13 protein-coding genes are annotated in these 15,947 nt (G+C 60.6%); 2 read left to right on the top strand and 11 right to left on the bottom strand.

Annotation, left to right across the window (positions count from 1 at the left end):
- Window positions 1–38: 38 nt before the first annotated feature.
- Entirely contained in the window at window positions 39–1,058 is a 1,020-nt protein-coding gene (gntR, locus tag ACQKIK_RS19370; RefSeq protein ID WP_499137148.1) for an HTH-type transcriptional regulator GntR, read from the top strand.
- A gap of 54 nt (window positions 1,059–1,112) precedes the next feature.
- Here gntR and ACQKIK_RS19365 read toward each other — a convergent pair whose 3' ends face one another.
- Window positions 1,113–2,027 (bottom strand): LysR family transcriptional regulator, encoded by a 915-nt coding sequence (locus tag ACQKIK_RS19365; protein WP_019339258.1) that lies wholly within the window; start codon window positions 2,025–2,027, stop codon window positions 1,113–1,115.
- A 146-nt stretch (window positions 2,028–2,173) separates the two neighbouring features.
- On the opposite strand from ACQKIK_RS19365, the gene ACQKIK_RS19360 reads away from it, so the two are divergent.
- Window positions 2,174–3,400 carry an acyl-CoA dehydrogenase gene (locus ACQKIK_RS19360; protein WP_499137147.1) on the top strand — a complete coding sequence of 409 codons (1,227 nt, stop codon included), beginning with the start codon at window positions 2,174–2,176 and terminating at the stop codon, window positions 3,398–3,400.
- A gap of 318 nt (window positions 3,401–3,718) precedes the next feature.
- On the opposite strand, the gene xylB is transcribed toward ACQKIK_RS19360, so the two are convergent.
- The 10 genes from xylB to xthA form a co-directional block, all read right to left on the bottom strand.
- On the bottom strand, window positions 3,719–5,242 hold the full coding sequence (gene xylB, locus ACQKIK_RS19355; RefSeq protein ID WP_499137146.1) for a xylulokinase: 1,524 nt from the start codon (window positions 5,240–5,242) through the stop codon (window positions 3,719–3,721).
- A 10-nt stretch (window positions 5,243–5,252) separates the two neighbouring features.
- Window positions 5,253–6,731, bottom strand: coding sequence for a mannitol dehydrogenase family protein (locus ACQKIK_RS19350; protein WP_499137145.1), 1,479 nt, complete (start codon window positions 6,729–6,731; stop codon window positions 5,253–5,255).
- A 100-nt stretch (window positions 6,732–6,831) separates the two neighbouring features.
- Window positions 6,832–7,935 (bottom strand): ABC transporter ATP-binding protein, encoded by a 1,104-nt coding sequence (locus tag ACQKIK_RS19345; RefSeq protein WP_499137144.1) that lies wholly within the window; start codon window positions 7,933–7,935, stop codon window positions 6,832–6,834.
- 49 nt (window positions 7,936–7,984) lie between these two features.
- Window positions 7,985–8,818: a carbohydrate ABC transporter permease gene (locus tag ACQKIK_RS19340; RefSeq protein ID WP_045427667.1), complete on the bottom strand. Its 834-nt coding sequence runs from the start codon at window positions 8,816–8,818 to the stop codon at window positions 7,985–7,987.
- Window positions 8,819–8,828: 10 nt separating this feature from the next.
- Window positions 8,829–9,638 (bottom strand): carbohydrate ABC transporter permease, encoded by an 810-nt coding sequence (locus ACQKIK_RS19335; protein ID WP_486035054.1) that lies wholly within the window; start codon window positions 9,636–9,638, stop codon window positions 8,829–8,831.
- Between the two features lie 231 nt (window positions 9,639–9,869).
- On the bottom strand, window positions 9,870–11,138 hold the full coding sequence (locus ACQKIK_RS19330) for an ABC transporter substrate-binding protein (RefSeq protein ID WP_241531153.1): 1,269 nt from the start codon (window positions 11,136–11,138) through the stop codon (window positions 9,870–9,872).
- Between the two features lie 350 nt (window positions 11,139–11,488).
- Window positions 11,489–12,394 (bottom strand): AraC family transcriptional regulator, encoded by a 906-nt coding sequence (locus tag ACQKIK_RS19325; protein ID WP_128121355.1) that lies wholly within the window; start codon window positions 12,392–12,394, stop codon window positions 11,489–11,491.
- A gap of 65 nt (window positions 12,395–12,459) precedes the next feature.
- Entirely contained in the window at window positions 12,460–13,395 is a 936-nt protein-coding gene (locus tag ACQKIK_RS19320; protein WP_499137143.1) for a carbohydrate kinase family protein, read from the bottom strand.
- A 107-nt stretch (window positions 13,396–13,502) separates the two neighbouring features.
- Window positions 13,503–14,873, bottom strand: a complete 1,371-nt coding sequence (locus ACQKIK_RS19315) for a substrate-binding domain-containing protein (RefSeq protein WP_499137142.1) — start codon at window positions 14,871–14,873, stop codon at window positions 13,503–13,505.
- Window positions 14,874–15,021: 148 nt separating this feature from the next.
- Window positions 15,022–15,834 (bottom strand): exodeoxyribonuclease III, encoded by an 813-nt coding sequence (gene xthA, locus ACQKIK_RS19310; RefSeq protein WP_499137141.1) that lies wholly within the window; start codon window positions 15,832–15,834, stop codon window positions 15,022–15,024.
- Window positions 15,835–15,947: the final 113 nt, after the last annotated feature.

The raw sequence follows: 15,947 nt of genomic DNA, 5'->3' as shown, positions 1-15,947 counted from the left end.
CGTATAGAATCTCCGCCCCCTCGCTGCTGGATCCCGCTATGAGCTCTCGCCGTCGCCGTTCGCTGGAGCGCGCCACATTATCCGATGTGGCTCGCACTGCCGGTTGTTCGCTGATGTCCGCCTCGCGTGCGCTATCGCAACCCGAACGGGTGTCGGACGCCTTGCGCGAGCGGGTGATGGCTGCGGTCAAAACCTTGGGTTACGTCCCGCATACGGCGGCGCGAAACCTGGCGAGCGCACGTTCGAATCTTGTCGCGGTGATCATTCCTTCATTGTCGAACGCAGTGTTTGTTGACACCGTCGAAGCCATTCAGCGTGTGCTAATGCCGGCGGGTTACGAGCTGATGATCGGCGTCAGCCATTACCATCCCGAAGAAGACGAACGCCTGTTGCGTGCCTACCTCGCGCATCAACCGGCGGGGCTGCTGGTCACCGGCTTCGAGCGCAGCGATGCCGCGCGCGAAGTGCTCGGCAGCTACACCAGCCCGATCGTGACTTTGATGGAACTGAGCGATGGCGAGGAAGAGTATTGCGTCGGTTTCTCCCAGTTGGAAGCCGGTGCGGCCATGACCCGCAAGCTGCTCGAACGCGGCTATCGCAACATCGCGTTTGCGGCCGCGCAACTTGACCCCCGAACCCTGCAACGTGCTGAAGGTTATCGGCAGGTCATGCGCGGGGCCTCGCGTTACGATGCTGCACTTGAGGTGCTCACACCGCAGGTTTCATCCATCGGGCTGGGCGCCGAGTTGCTCGATCGGTTACTGGCGCAGCATCCAGAAATCGATGCGATTTTCTTCAACAACGATGACTTGGCGTTGGGCGCACTGTTTCGTGCTCGCCAGCTGAACTTGGCCGTGCCGGAGCGGCTAGCGGTTGCCGGGTTCAACGACTTGCCGGCCGCCGCGTGGATGCATCCGGCGCTGACCACGGTCCGCACCATTCGCGGCGAGATTGGCAAGCTGGCTGGGCAAATGTTGCTGAGCCTGATGCGCGGCGAGTCGCCACCGCAGCGGCGTATCGATGTAGGTTTTGAAGTGGTGATGCGCGAAAGCGCATGAGTCAAACCGGCACGCATTGCACGTGCCGGCCGATCTGGCATTTAAGCGGGCAAATCAGTCGGCCTGCTGCGCCGCCGTAACCTGCTGAGCGATCTCGATCATCTGTTCGCGCATCCAGCGGTTGGCCGGGTCCTGATCGGTGCTCTCGTGCCAGTAGATGTGTGTTTCCAGCGGCGGGATATCCACCGGCAGTGGCACCTGATACAGGTCATGACGCCGGGCGAAACGCTCGGGAACGGTCACCGCCATATCGGTCTGTTGAATCACCTGGGTGGCCATCATGTAGTGCTGCGAGCGCAAGGCGATTTTGCGCTGTTGGCCCATCTTGCCGAGTGCCAGATCAACCATGCCCAGCCCGCTGCGACGGCTGGAAATATGGATATGCGACAACGACAGGTATTCCTCGACGCTGAGCTTGTCCTTAGCCAGGGGGTGGCCGCGGCGCATGGCACAGACGTAGCGGTCCTCCAGCAGCTTGACGTGGCGCACCTGCGGATCGGTGTTCAGCGGTGCGTCCATGGCGAAATCCAGGCGTCCGGCCGCCAATTCCTTCGTGGTTTCGCGGCGCTTGGCGAGCATGCTTTCGATTTTCACGTTTGGCGCCAGTCGACGCAGGCGCTGGAACAGCGGCGGCAGGACCACGGCCTCGGTTAGGTCGGTCATGCTGATTCGAAAGGTCTTGTTTGCCTGCAGCGGATTGAAGGTGCGGCTTTCCTGCACCGAGACGCGCAGCAACTGCAGCGCGTTGCGCACAGGGCCGATGATGTTCTGCGCCATCGGCGTTGGCACCATGCCTTGCGCGGTGCGCACAAATAGCGGGTCGTTGAAGGTTTCCCGCAGGCGGGCCAGGGCGTTGGAAACGGCTGGCTGGGTGATGCCGACGATCTGCCCGGCGCGGGTCAGGTTCGCTTCGGTGTAAATGGCATCGAAGACGATGAAAAGATTCAGATCGACCTTGTTCAGGTTCATTGTTGTGCTCTCCGGCGTGTATCGGAATTCGCCGATCATATATCGGTGATGAATGTTTATACACGAGGAAAATAGCTTAGATAAATCACCAGGCCTCCTCTAGCATTCAAAACTACAAAACATTACCTGCCAGAAGGTTGTCGCCCATGGATTTCGCCTACTCCCCGAAGGTTCAAGAGCTGAGAGAGCGCGTGCAAGCGTTCATGGATGCTCACGTCTATCCCGCCGAAAAGGTCTTCTATCAGCAGGTTGCAGAGGGTGACCGCTGGCAGCCGACCGCCATCGTCGAGGAGCTTAAGGCCAAGGCAAAAGCCCAGGGTCTATGGAACCTGTTTCTGCCAGATTCCGAGCTGGGCGCCGGCCTGACCAACACCGAATACGCGCCGCTGGCAGAAATCATGGGCAGCTCGGGCCTTGGACCGGAGGCATTCAACTGCTCGGCGCCGGACACCGGCAACATGGAGGTGCTGGTTCGCTACGGCAGCGAAGCGCACAAGAAGCAGTGGCTGGAGCCGTTGCTGCGCGGCGAGATCCGTTCGGCCTTCGGCATGACCGAGCCGGGCGTGGCCTCATCGGACGCCACCAACATGGAAGCGCGCGCGGTACGTGAAGGGGACGAGTGGGTCATCAACGGCCGCAAATGGTGGACCTCCGGTGCTTGCGATCCGCGCTGCAAGGTCATGATCTTCATGGGACTGACCAACCCGGACGCGCCGCGCCACCAGCAGCATTCGATGATCCTAGTACCGATGGATGCGCCGGGTCTGAAAGTGCTGCGTCCGCTGCCGGTGTTCGGCTACGACGATGCCCCGCACGGCCACGCTGAAGTGCTGCTGGAAAACGTTCGCGTGCCATACGAGAACGTGCTGCTGGGGGAGGGCCGTGGATTCGAGATTGCTCAGGGCCGCCTCGGCCCGGGCCGTATTCACCACTGCATGCGCTCCGTCGGTGTAGCCGAGCGCGCATTGAAGCTGATGTGCGAGCGCTCGGTGAACCGCACGGCGTTCGGCAAGCCGCTGGCGCGACTGGGGGCCAACCTTGACCACATCGCTGAGTGCCGCATCGAGATCAACATGGCGCGCCTGCTGACGCTCAATGCCGCGTACATGATGGACACGGTGGGCAACAAGATCGCGGCGAGCGAGATTGCGCAGATCAAGGTTGTGGCGCCAAACGTTGCGCTGAAGGTGATCGACCGCGCTATTCAGATTCATGGTGGTGCCGGTGTGTCCGAAGACTTCCCGCTGGCCCACTGGTGGGCCATGCAGCGCACCCTGCGTCTGGCGGACGGCCCGGACGAGGTACACCGCGCTTCGATCGCCAAGCATGAACTGGGTAAGTACTTCCCGCGGGAAATGTTGCGTAGCCGCTGACGGTTAGCTGGCGTTACCAAGAAGGCAGGGCCGTAGAACATGGCTCTGCCTTTTTTGTGTTTTTTTTTGCGCTGCAAGCGGGATATGGAGAGTATTAGCTTGCGTCTGCCGGCACCTGCGGTGCGGTGGCGTTGGTTCGCGAGCACATTCGGCCCAGCAGCAGACGGCTCGGATCGCCAGCAAGCTGGCTCCTACAGGTGAACAACTGAGTCGCTTTTGTAGGAGCGAGCTTGCTCGCGATCAGGGGGCGAAAAATCGCAGACGTCAGCCCCGGACCTACGAGCTTCGCTTCTCACGGTAAAGACCACCCTTAATTCATCACGACGCAACCGTCGTCAGATCCGGCGGTGTGTTCTGACCGTAGGTGCTGCTAACCAGTCCTCGATACCGCCGGTAGGCCCGTTCATAGCTCTGAACTGCGCTGGGTTCAGGCTCGACCGCGGATGCCTCGTCAATACTGACGCAGCGCTCGCAAAGGGCTGCGAGGCTGGCATGCGAATCGTTCTGTCTCGCATGGCACCATGCAGCCTGAATTGCACCGCCGAGCGCGGCGGCCTCGCTATGGGTGGTACAGACCACCGGTGTCGCCATCATGTCGGCAACCATCTGCCGCCACTGCGGACTCTTAGCGCCGCCGCCGATAAGTTGGATACGTTCGCTGCGAATCCCGCTTTCCCGCAACAGATCCAACCCATAGCGCAGGCCAAAGGTTACGCCCTCGACCACGGCACGACAGAGATTGGCCCGAGTCAGGTTGTCTGCAGTCAGGCCGTGCAGGCTGGCTGTGGCCTGGGGCAAGGCAGGCACGCGCTCGCCATTCAGGAATGGCAGCAGGGTGACGCCTTCGGCTCCAATCGGCGCCTGCGCCACCAGGACATTGAATTGATCGAGGTCGAGCTGGAGCAGATCGCGAATGGCGCCGTTCGCGTTGGTCAGGTTCATGGTGCAGATCAGTGGCAACCAGCCGCCGCTGGACGAGCAGAAGGTGGCGACTGAGGGCTGCGGGCTGATCCGGGGTTCTTCTGCGAATGCGTACAAGGTGCCGGAGGTGCCGAGGCTCATGGTGATCGCGCCTGGGCTGATATTGCCGGTGCCGATAGCGCCCATCATGTTGTCGCCGCCGCCGCTGGCCACGAGCGCCTGAGGATTCAGTCCCAGCTGGGCGGCCAGTTCAGGGCGTATTCGCCCGGCCGGCTGGAAGGGCTCGATCAGCTCGGGCAGTGCGGCTTCGAGCCGGCCCGTGGGATCGATCTGGCGCAGAATGGGGTAATCCCATTGCCGGGAGCGGACATTGAAATAACCCGTCCCTGACGCGTCGCCGTATTCGCTGGTACAGCGTCCGGTCAGCCAGTAGTTGAGGTAGTCGTGGGGCAGCAGGATATGGGCGACGCGTTCGAACAGTTCGGCATGCTGCTCCTTCATCCACAAGAGTTTGGACACGGTGTAGCCAGGGGCAATGACGACCCCGAGGCGTTGCAGCGAGCCTTGTTCGCCGCCCAGCCAATCGAGTAGCCGCTGGTTCTCCTTGGCAGACTCCGTGTCGCACCAGAGCTTGGCCGGGCGCAACACCTGACCGTCTGCATCGAGCGTCACAAGGCCATGCTGCTGCCCCGAAACACCGATGCCCAGCACGGCGCTGCCGTCCACCCCCGCCTCGGTCAGCGCTGCTGCAGTGGCGGTCGCGAAGGCAGAGGTCCACTGTTCGGTATCCTGTTCGCGACGACCGTTTGGGCCACTGATGAGCACATGACTGGCCGAGCCCTGGCCCAGTACTCGACCGCTGGCGGCGTCGAGCAGCAGTGCCTTGGTACCCTGGGTGCCGCAATCGATACCTAAGAACATGGGGCCTCCGTCAGCGGGTTAACAGCAGTTCGAGCGTGCCGCTGACACCGAGTGTCTTCAACCGGAGCAGGTTGCTCTCGAAGGCGTCGCGAAACGCCGGCGAGCGAGGGATTTGAGCACCAAAGATCTCCTCCCGGCCAAGTAACCGTTCGGTGAGACCTTCGTCTTCCTCAACCAGCGACTGGCAGAACTCCGCGCGCGGGTCTGGAATCCGGTAGGTGTCGCCGTTTTCATCGACGCCGCGCAAATACAGCGCCCACGCCGCCACAACCAGTGCAGCCCGTTCAAGCTGGGCACTGTCTGCGATCAGGCGGTTGATCGTTGGTACGCTGAACTTGGGAAACTTCGACGAGCCGTCGGAGCAGACGCGCTCCAGCTGATCGGCGATGGCGCAATTGGAGAAGCGGTCGATCAGCGTCTGCTTGTACTGCGTCAGATCAATGCCCGGCACAGGCGCCAACTGCGGCGTCACATCTTCGTCCATATATTGGCGGATGTACTCGACGAACAGCGGATCGGCCATGGTTTCGTGAACGAAGCGGTAGCCGCGCAGAAAGCCCAGGTAGGTCAGGGCAAGGTGGCTGCCGTTGAGCAGTTTGATCTTCATCTCTTCATAAGGCGAGACGTCATCGGTGAACTGCACGCCGACCTTTTCCCAGGCAGGCCGCCCGGCGACGAACGTGTCTTCTAGCACCCATTGGACGAAGGGCTCGCAGACCACGGGCCAGGCGTCATCGATACCGTGTTTTTGCCGCAGATCCTTGCGGTGCGCGGCGCTGGTCATCGGCGTAATGCGGTCGACCATGGCATTGGGGAAGCTGACGTTATGGGAGATCCAGCTAGCCAAGTCCGCATCAACCAGATTGGCGAAGGCCAGTGTGGCCTTGCGGGTGACGTCGCCGTTGTGCGGAAGGTTATCGCAGGACATGATCGTGAAAGGGCCGTGACCTTCGCCGCGGCGCCTGGCAAGTGCTGCGCAAAGCAGGCCGAATACGCTGATCGGGGTGCGCGGATTTTCCAGGTCGTGCTTGATGTGCGGCAGCGTGGCGTTGAACTGGCCGGTGCTATCGTCCAGACAATAGCCGCCTTCGGTGATGGTCAGCGAGACGATGCGAATCGCCGGGTCGGCCAGCCGGGCAACGACGGCTTCTGAACCATCCGCCCCGACCAGCAGCATGTCGCGAATGCTGCCAATCACGCGGACTTCGGTATCGGGTCGATCGTCGAGCTCGACCAACGTGTAGAGATAGTCCTGCGAGGCGAGGGCATCGCGCATGGACAGCTCATCGATACGCGTGCCGATCCCGCAGATGCCCCACTCGAGCCCTTCACCAGTGTTCATCAGCGCATTGGTGTAGGCCGCCTGGTGAGCACGGTGAAAACCACCCACGCCAATGTGGGCGATGCCGGCCGTAACCTCTTTCAGCGCATAGGTCGGCTGGGCAATGTGTGCTGGAAGTTGCGGCAGATTCTGTTCTTTCAACTTCATGTCAGGCCTCGCTGGGCATGAGAATGGATAAGCCGGCGGCGCGATCGCTGCCTGGATAGGCAGCGATTTACAAAAGAATTGATTCCTGCAGGTCGGGGTATCAGGCGACCTGTTGCAGCGGCTGGCCGACCGCCAGGCCACCGCTGTCGAACAGGTGGCAGTGGGAAGCGTCGAGCGTGAGATACAGTGCCTCGCCATAACGCGGCGTGAAGTCGCCGCGGATCCGCATGGTCAGCGGCTCGCCGGTCTGGGTATTCACATGGCAATAGGTGTCGCTGCCCAGCCGCTCGCTGACGTCTGCCTTGACGTTTAGTTGGCAGCTGCCTTCGCTGCCGCGGTTGAGGTGCTCCGGACGAATACCCAGAGTCACCGGGTCGCCCACCGCGAGCGCGCTTCCTCCCAGTGGGAGATATAACTGGCAGCCGGCTTCCAGGTCGACTTCGCAGCCTACGGTGTCGACGCGGTTGATTCGCCCTTTGAGAAAGCCCATCTTCGGCGTGCCGAGAAAGCCGGCCACGAACAGATTGGCTGGATGGTGGTAGAGCTCCATGGGTGAACCCACCTGCTCGATGCGACCACCGTTGAGCACCACCACTTTGTCGGCCAGGGTCATGGCTTCGACCTGGTCGTGGGTCACGTAGATCATGGTCGCCTGCAACTCCTGATGCAGGCGTGACAGCTCAAGGCGCATCTGCACGCGCAGCGCCGCGTCGAGGTTCGACAGGGGTTCGTCGAAGAGAAATACCTTGGGGTTACGCACGATGGCGCGGCCGATCGCGACGCGCTGGCGCTGTCCACCGGAGAGCTGACGTGGTTTGCGCTCCAGCAATGGCTCCAATTCAAGCGTGCGTGCTGCCGCTTCGATCTTACTGGCGACCTCTTTCTTATCTGCGCCAGCAAGATCGAGGGCAAAGGACATGTTCTTGCGCACCGTCATGTGCGGATACAACGCATAGGTCTGGAACACCATGGCCAGGTCACGCTTGGCCGGGCTGAGATCGGTGATGTCCCGGCCGTCGAGTTCGATCTTGCCGCTGCTGACTTCTTCCAACCCCGCGATCAGTCGCAGCAGGGTTGACTTGCCGCAGCCGGAAGGGCCTACGAAGACGACGAACTCACGGTCGCGAATGTCTAGGTCGATGCCCTTGATGATGTCGTTGCCATCGAAACTTTTCTTCAGGTTGTGGACTTTAAGGTCTGCCATGTTCGAATCCTTTTATTCTTATCGATCTTGTTAATACCGCGGCGGCGGGCTATTTCACGGCGCCGAACGACAGGCCGCGGACCAGCTGCTTCTGGCTGATCCAGCCGAATATCAGGATGGGCGCGCAGGCGAGGGTGGAGACGGCCGAGAGCTTGGCCCAGAACAGCCCTTCGGGACTGGAGTAGGAGGCGATCAGCGCGGTCAGCGGAGCCGCGCTGGACGATGTGAGGTTCAGCGACCAGAAGGCCTCGTTCCAACACAGGATCAGCGACAGCAGCATGGTGGAGGCGAGGCCGCCCTTGCTGATCGGCAGCAGTACGCGAACCATTTCCTGCATCAGGGTGGCGCCGTCCATGCGGGCCGCTTCGAGGATGTCGCGGGGGATGTCCTTGAAGTAGGTGTAGATCATCCAGACGAGGATCGGCAGGTTGATCAGCGTGTAGATGATGATCAGCACCGTGCGGCTGTCGAGCAGGCCGAATTGCTTGGCCAACAGATAGATCGGCACCAGCACGCCCACGGGCGGCAGCATCTTGGTGGAAAGCATCCACAGCAGCGTGCCCTTGGTCCGCTTGGTCTCGTAGAAAGCCATCGAATAGGCCGCCGGGATTGCGATCAGCATGCCCAGTGCTGTGGCGCCGAAGGAGATGGTCACCGAGTTCCAGGCGTACTTGAAGTAGCCGCTGCGGTCCTGGATCTGCAGGTAGTTTTCCAGTGTCGGCGTGAAGATGAACTGCGGCGGCGTGGCGAAGGCGTCGATCTCCGTCTTCAGGCTGGTCAGCAGCATCCAGAAGATCGGGAAGAACAACAGTAGCGCGATTGCCCAGGCGAACAGCCCGACCACTAGCGTATTGAGGCGGCGACTTTGTTTGAGCGTCAGCATCCGTCTGTCCTCAGTACTTTTCGGTGAGATTCTTGCCGAGCATCCGCACCAGGATGATCGCCGCGATGTTGGCGATCACCACCGCGATCAGGCCACCGGCCGATGCCATGCCGACGTCGAATTGCAGCAGCGCCTGGGTGTAGATCAGATAGGCAAGGTTGGTCGAGGCGTATCCGGGACCACCGCTGGTGGTGGTGAAGATCTCGGCGAAGACGGAAAGCAGAAAGATGGTTTCGATCATCACCACTACGGCGATGGGCCGCGCCAGGTGGGGAAGGGTCAGGTGCCAGAAAATGGCGATTGGGCCGGCGCCATCGAGGCGGGCGGCTTCCTTTTGCTCTTGGTCGAGCGACTGCATGGCGGTCATCAGGATCAGGATCGCGAAGGGCAGCCATTGCCAGGACACGATGATGATGATCGAGAGCAGCGGATGTTGAGCCAGCCAGTCCACCGGTTGTGCACCAAAGAACTTCCAGACGGCCGCTAGGATTCCCGAGACGGGGTGGTAGATCAGGTTCTTCCAGACCAGCGCACTGACGGTCGGCATGATGAAGAACGGCGAGATCAACATGACGCGGACGATGCCGCGGCCGGTGAAATCCGCAGCTTCCAATAGTGCCGAGATCAGCACACCGAGCACGACGCTGATCAGCAGCACGCTGCCAACCAACAACAAGGTGTTGGTCATGCCGGGCATGAAGCCAGCGTCGGTTAGAAAGTAGTGAAAATTCTCCAGCCCGACGAAATCATTCTCGCCGGGGTAAAGCAGGTTGTAGCGAATCACCGAGAAGTAAACGGTCATCGACAGTGGAACCAGCATCCACAGCAGCAACAGTGCAACGGACGGGCTGACGAGAAACCAGCTGGGGCCGAACCGGCGCGGCTTGCGCTCGCTCGGCTCGCTTGCCGTATCGGTAAGGGGCGCCTTGGGCAAGGCTGTTGAGGTGGTAGCCATGGCTGTGCTCCGGCTGAAAGAAGGCCATGAGGGCTCGGTCGAGCCCTGCCTGGTGTTCACCTTCGGTGAGGAAGGGACGTTGCCTGCTTGCGGTGCCTATTTGGGGTAGCCGGCGCGCTTCATTTCCCGCGTGGTCGACTGCTGCACGGCCGTGAGCATTTGCTCGACTGGCATCTGGCCGGTGAGGGCGGCTGCGAACATTTTGCCAACCTGAGTGCCAATGGCCTGGAATTCGGGAATGGTCACCAGCTGGATGCCGACATAGGGCACAGGCTTGGCGGACGGCGAGGCGGGATCAGCCTGTTTCAGCGACTCCAGCGTGATCTTCGCGAACGGCGCGGCGGCCATGTATTCATCGCTGTAGGTGGACTCGCGAGTACCCGGCGGTACGTTAGCGACGCCGTCGGTCTCGGCAACCAGTTCGGCATAGTCCTGCGAGGTGGCCCAGGCTGCGAAGGTCTTGGCGGCTTCCTGCTTGTTCGAGCTAGCAGGAATGGCCAGCGCCCAGGAGTAAAGCCAGGCGGAGCCTTTATCGGTCGTTTGTTGAGGCGCGAAGGTGAAGCCGACTTTGTCCGCCACCTTGCTCTGTGAGGCATCGGTGACGAATGAACCGGCTACGGTAGCATCGACCCACATGGCGCATTTGCCACTGTTGAACAGCGCCAGGTTTTCGTTGAAGCCGTTGCTGGAAGCACCTGGCGGGCCGTACTTGCTCAGCAGGTCCACGTAAAAGTTGGCTGCTTTGGTCCATTCGGGTCCGTTGAATTCCGGCTGCCATTTCTCATCGAACCAGCGCGCGCCGAAGGAATTGGCAACGGTGGTGACCAGCGCCATGTTCTCGCCCCAGCCGGCCTTTCCGCGCAGGCAGATGCCGTATTGCTCTTCGCTGGGCTTGTGCAGCTTCTCAGCGAATTCGGCCATCTGCGTCCAGGTCGGATGCTCCGGCATCTCCAGCCCGGCCTGCTCGAACAGGTCCTTGCGGTAGTAGGTCATCGAGCTTTCGGCATAGAACGGCAGCGCATACAGAGTGCCATCGACCGACAGGCCCTCACGCACCGAGGGGAAGACGTCATCGAGGTTGTAGTCATCAGGCAGGTTGGTCATGGGCGCCAACCAGCCTTTATCGCCCCAGAGTGAAGCCTCGTACATACCGATGGTAAGTACGTCGAATTGACCGCCTTGGGTGGCGATGTCGGTGGTCAGGCGCTGGCGCAGGACATTTTCTTCGAGCACGACCCAGTTGAGGTCGATGTCGGGGTGTTGCTCTTCGAAGGTCTTGGAAAGACGCTGCATGCGGATCATGTCAGCGTTGTTGACGGTCGCAACGGTTAGCGTCTCGGCGACAGCCTGAGTCGCGCCGATCATGGCAAAATAGGTGGTTCCGATCAGCAACTTCGCATATTTCATCGAGGGCTCCTCTTCCGCGGCCGGAGGGCGGAAGCACTTATTGTTTTTGTTGTGGCTCGCTTACTGCCGTACGAGCGGCTCGCGAGCATTACAACGCCGGGAGTGTCAGGCTCACAAAGCCCTGACTGCACATCATCTGGTACTTTTTTGCACCGTTACGGTTGATCGATGAGGTTGATTCGGTACCTGTGCAAACGCTCGCTTAGTGGGGGCTAGCGCTCTGAAACCTCGGGGAAAAGCGGTGCGACCGGCCTTTGACCGGTCATGACGGCGGGAGATTCTGATGTGACACGCAGCGACGAAGCGTATCAGCTGGCGAGGTTCTGCTCAGTCAACCGCTGCTCAACCAGACGGCGGTAGCAGGAGGGGGTCATGCCCTTGAGCTGCTGAAAGCGACGATTGAAATTGGACAGGTTATTGAAGCCTGACTCAAAACAGACGTCGGTGACCGGCTTGTCGTTGTCCAGCAGCAGCTCGCAGGACTTGCTGATGCGCAGGCTGTTGACGAACTCGACATAACAGCGGCCAGTGGCGCGTTTGAAAAAGCGTGAAAAATAGGTGGGCTTCATGCCCAGGTGACTCGCGACTTCTTCGAGCGGCAGTTCGCGCATGTAATGGTCGAAGATGTAGTTGACCGCCATGTTGGTGCGGTCGGCGTGGTGCTCATCTCCCAGCTGCGACGAGGTGGCGCCGGAGAGCAGCTGGTAGTCGTCGCAGCTGGCCAGCAGCTCTAGCATGATCAGGAAATAGCCGAGGCGGGTGGCCCCGCCGCTGCCGGCGACCCGATGCATCAGCCTGCTGGCCTCGGCAATGGTCTGCGGACAGCGGTACTCGATCCCATAGCGTGAACGCTCGAGCATCGGCGTCAAACTGCGTAGTTCGGAAAACACGTTGTGGCCCGCTTCGAACAGTTCGTCGGTGAAATTGACGAGCATGTCGCGCTTGGCGACCACTTCACCCTCATCGACCTGGCTGATCCAGTTGTGTGGCAGATTCGGGCCGGTCAGGAACAGGCTGTTGGGACCGAAATTGCCGACATAATCCCCAACGAAGACCTTGCCCGAACTGGCGACGATCAAATGCAGTTCGTATTCCTTGTGGTTGTGCCAGCGCACCAGCGGGCACGGAAAACCATGCTCACGGTAGATCAGCGAGTTGCCGTGGTGATCGTCCATCAGTTCGTAGGATGGGTCGGAGATCTTTAACGCTTTCATGCCCGGTTCCGTCCTTATTGTTGTCCCCTTGGGGTTATAGACGTTCGCGCTGTTGTGGCCAACCGTCAGACAATTTCGTATCGGTAGGGCAGGTCCGGGCCGCGACGGGAACAGGTGATTGCCGCTGCCTGAACGGCAAACGCCAGCATGGCCTGCAACTGGTCGCGCTGAATCTGAGCCAGGGCTGCGGCTGTATCCAGCTTGTGTTCGTGCAGGTAGCTGAGCAGCGCGGCCTGGAAGGTATCGCCAGCACCCACCGTATCGCGCACGTTCACAGGTTTTGCCTCCACATAAAACTCGCCCTGGCGGCGGCTGAACAACTGTGCGCCTTCTCTGCCTCGGGTCAACACCACCAGTTCGCAGCCTCCTTGCAACCAGCGCCGGGCGATGGATTCGGGGGTTTCGCCAGGATAAAGCAGCGCCAGATCCTCATCGCTGGCCTTGATGAGATGCGCAAGCGCAGCGATCGCCTCGACACGCTCGCGCCAGCGGGCCAGGTCCGGTTCGACGTTTAGGCGGATGTTGGGATCGAAGGAAATGAGCCGGCGCTCGCTTTCGCGGCGGACCAGCGACAGCAGGGTGTCGGCGATCGGGGCGGTGACGATGGAGTAGGAACCGACGTGAATGCCGCGGATCTCATCGCTGAGCGAGGCGAGATGCTCGTCGCGTGGGAGTCGATCGGCACAGCCTTCGCCGCGAAAGCTGTAGACGGGTGAACCGTTGGCTCCCAGGGCGACCATCGCCAGTGTGGTGGGTGCATCGAAGTCGATCAGATAGCGCGTATCGACTCCTTCGTCCTCAAGCACTTGCCGCAATTGCTGGCCCAAGTGGTCTCGGGACATGCCCGTGAGCAGAGCCGACGGCGTCCCGAGGCGGGAGAGGCCGACCGCTACGTTAAAGGGCGAGCCGCCAGCCACCGCGTCGAGACTTAAGCGATTGCGCAGGGTGCCCCCGGGCGCTACAAAAACGTCGAACAGGGCTTCGCCACAAACCAGATACATGATTATTTCCGCTGCTGGAAATCGTCTGAGCTTAATCGTGCCCGTCGCGACGTAACAGTACGCCGCAGGCTATCGATCGATACGATTTTGCACAGGTCCGACGCCGCTCAATACACCCATACCTCGACACGGCGGTTCTTTACGCGACCGCTATGCGTGTTCGAGGCTACCGGAAGTTCGTCGCCTAAGCCGTTGATTTCTCTTACGAGTATGCCGCCACGGGCGAGTTCTCTACGTACCGCCATGGCGCGAAGTTTGGAGAGCAAAGCGGTACGCGCCGGGTCGCCCCGAGCGTCCCCGAATCCAACCAGGACCGCCGCGCTCATCGTTTTGTTGGTGCTCTGCAGGTAATCGATCAGCCGCTCGACGTCACGTTGCGCCTTGTTGTCCAAGCGCGCGCTACCTTCGTCGAAGCGGAAGTTAACCGTCAGACGCTGCGCCTGGCTGGCGAGGTTTTGGTACGGCTGCGGCATGCCAGGCGATGGAGAGAGGGTGATCGCGTTGATGGCTTGCCCGATGTAGCCCGACTTGGCGACGATGGCTTGGCCAGCAGCACTGTGCACGAAGCCTAGAAAGGTTCGGGTCCACTCCGACTGCTGAGTCGGGTTCGCATAGAAAAACAACCGCCGCGACAATGGATAGTCCTCGGTCGCCACCAGCGCTGTGCTGGGTAGCATGGGCTGTGAATCACCATCTGCTATTGCCAGTGCGCGGGCTTTACCCACCGATGCGAGGCCGACGAAACCGATCGCGCCGGGTCGACCACTGACGATCTGTGAGAGTTGGTCATTGGATTCATAGCGGGAGGCATCGGCGGCCAATGTCTTCCCCTGTGCTCCGAGCACCAGCTCCTTGAAGGTGTCGAAGGTGCCGGACTGGTCATCCCGCGCGTGCAGCTCCACAGGTATGTCTTTGCCGCCGAGCGCTTTCCAGTTGCGGATTTCACCGGCAAACAGGTTGGCGACCTGCTCAACGCTGAGTGAGGAGACTGGGTTGTCGGGGTTGACGATGATTGCCAGTCCGTCGATCGCAATCACCTGCTCGGCTGCTGCGCTGCGCAAATCGCCGAGGGCGGAGAGACTTGCATACTCGCTGTCCTTGATGGGGCGCGAAGCAGCCGCGAGATCGGAGGAGCCGTCTTTAAGCCCGGCGAAACCGGTGCCGGTGCCGTGTGCTGCAACGAGGGCATGAACCGCTCGGCCGGAGCTGTCGATGGCACTGATGCGCTGTTCGTTCTCCTTGCCGGCCGGGCTGATTCGCACCGAACTCAGGCCCTGCGCTTCGAAGAGGCCGGCCAGCAGCATCGGTGCGAGCTTCGCTCCGACCGTGTTTGATCCCTGAATTCGCAGGACCGGACTGTTGTTGACGGGGGTAGCCAATGGCGCGCCTAGCGCGAGCGGGCTGGCGCAAAGTAGGCCGAAGGCCCACAGGCGCAGCGCCCGTTTTCCCTTGCCGCTTACGGACGCTGAAGCTGTCATGCGATGACTCTCCCTTTCAAAGAAGCGGGGAGATTAAGACGCTTTGCTTACCGTTATGTGACAGTCGACCGCGGCGGATCGAGGTTGTCGATCAGATCGCAAAACTAAGTGCAGGCTCGCCCAACCTGCGGCATCAGCAGCATGATGATCAGCGCAGCGCGATCCACACGGGGCAGTGGTCCGAGGGTTTTTCCATGCTGCGGATGTCATAGTCGACACCGCAATCCGTGACGCGCTCATGCAGGCCCGCAGTGGTCAGGATCAGGTCGATGCGCAGCCCTCGGCGTGGGTCATCTTCGAATCCGCGGCTGCGGTAATCGAACCAGCTGAAACGATCGACGACTTCAGGGTTGAGCGTACGGAAGCTGTCTTGCAATCCCCAGTTCTTCAGGCGAGCCAACCATTCGCGTTCTTCCGGCAGAAAGCTGCATTTGCCGGTGCGCAGCCAGCGCTTGGCGTTCACCTCCCCAATGCCGATGTCACAGTCTTCGGGCGAGATGTTGAAGTCGCCCATCACGGCTACGGATTGCTCCGGAGTAAAGCGCTCTTCGAGCAGCGCCTGAAGATCTGCGTAGAACTTGGTTTTGGCGGGAAACTTGGTGGGATGAATGCGGCTTTCGCCTTGTGGGAAATAACCGTTCATGACGGTAACCGGCTCGCCGTTGGCATCGGCAAAGCGGCCCCAGATGAAACGCTTCTGCGATTCTTCGCCGTCGCCGGGAAAGCCTTTGTGGATCTCAAGTGGAGCCTGTCGGGATAACAGCGCGACACCGTAGTGCCCTTTTTGGCCATGAAAATGAACGTGATAGCCAAGGGCTTCGATTTCGGCTTGAGGAAACTGCTCGTCCGCTACTTTGGTTTCCTGCAGACCGATCACGTCGGGCTGATGCTTCTCAATAACGGCAGAAAGCTGATGAGGTCTAGCTCTTAAGCCATTGATATTGAAAGAAACAAGCTTCATCGGCAGCGGCTCCGGCAAAACCGCGATTCTACTGGTATGGCGGCGCTACGGCGAGCCGTAATCATCAATCCGGTTCTCGTCCGGCAGGACTCCGATACGGGTGCTAACGTGAA

Source organism: Pseudomonas sp. NPDC047961 (assembly GCF_050272435.1).
Lineage (GTDB): Bacteria > Pseudomonadota > Gammaproteobacteria > Pseudomonadales > Pseudomonadaceae > Stutzerimonas.
This window is presented reverse-complemented; position numbering and strand designations above follow the sequence as displayed.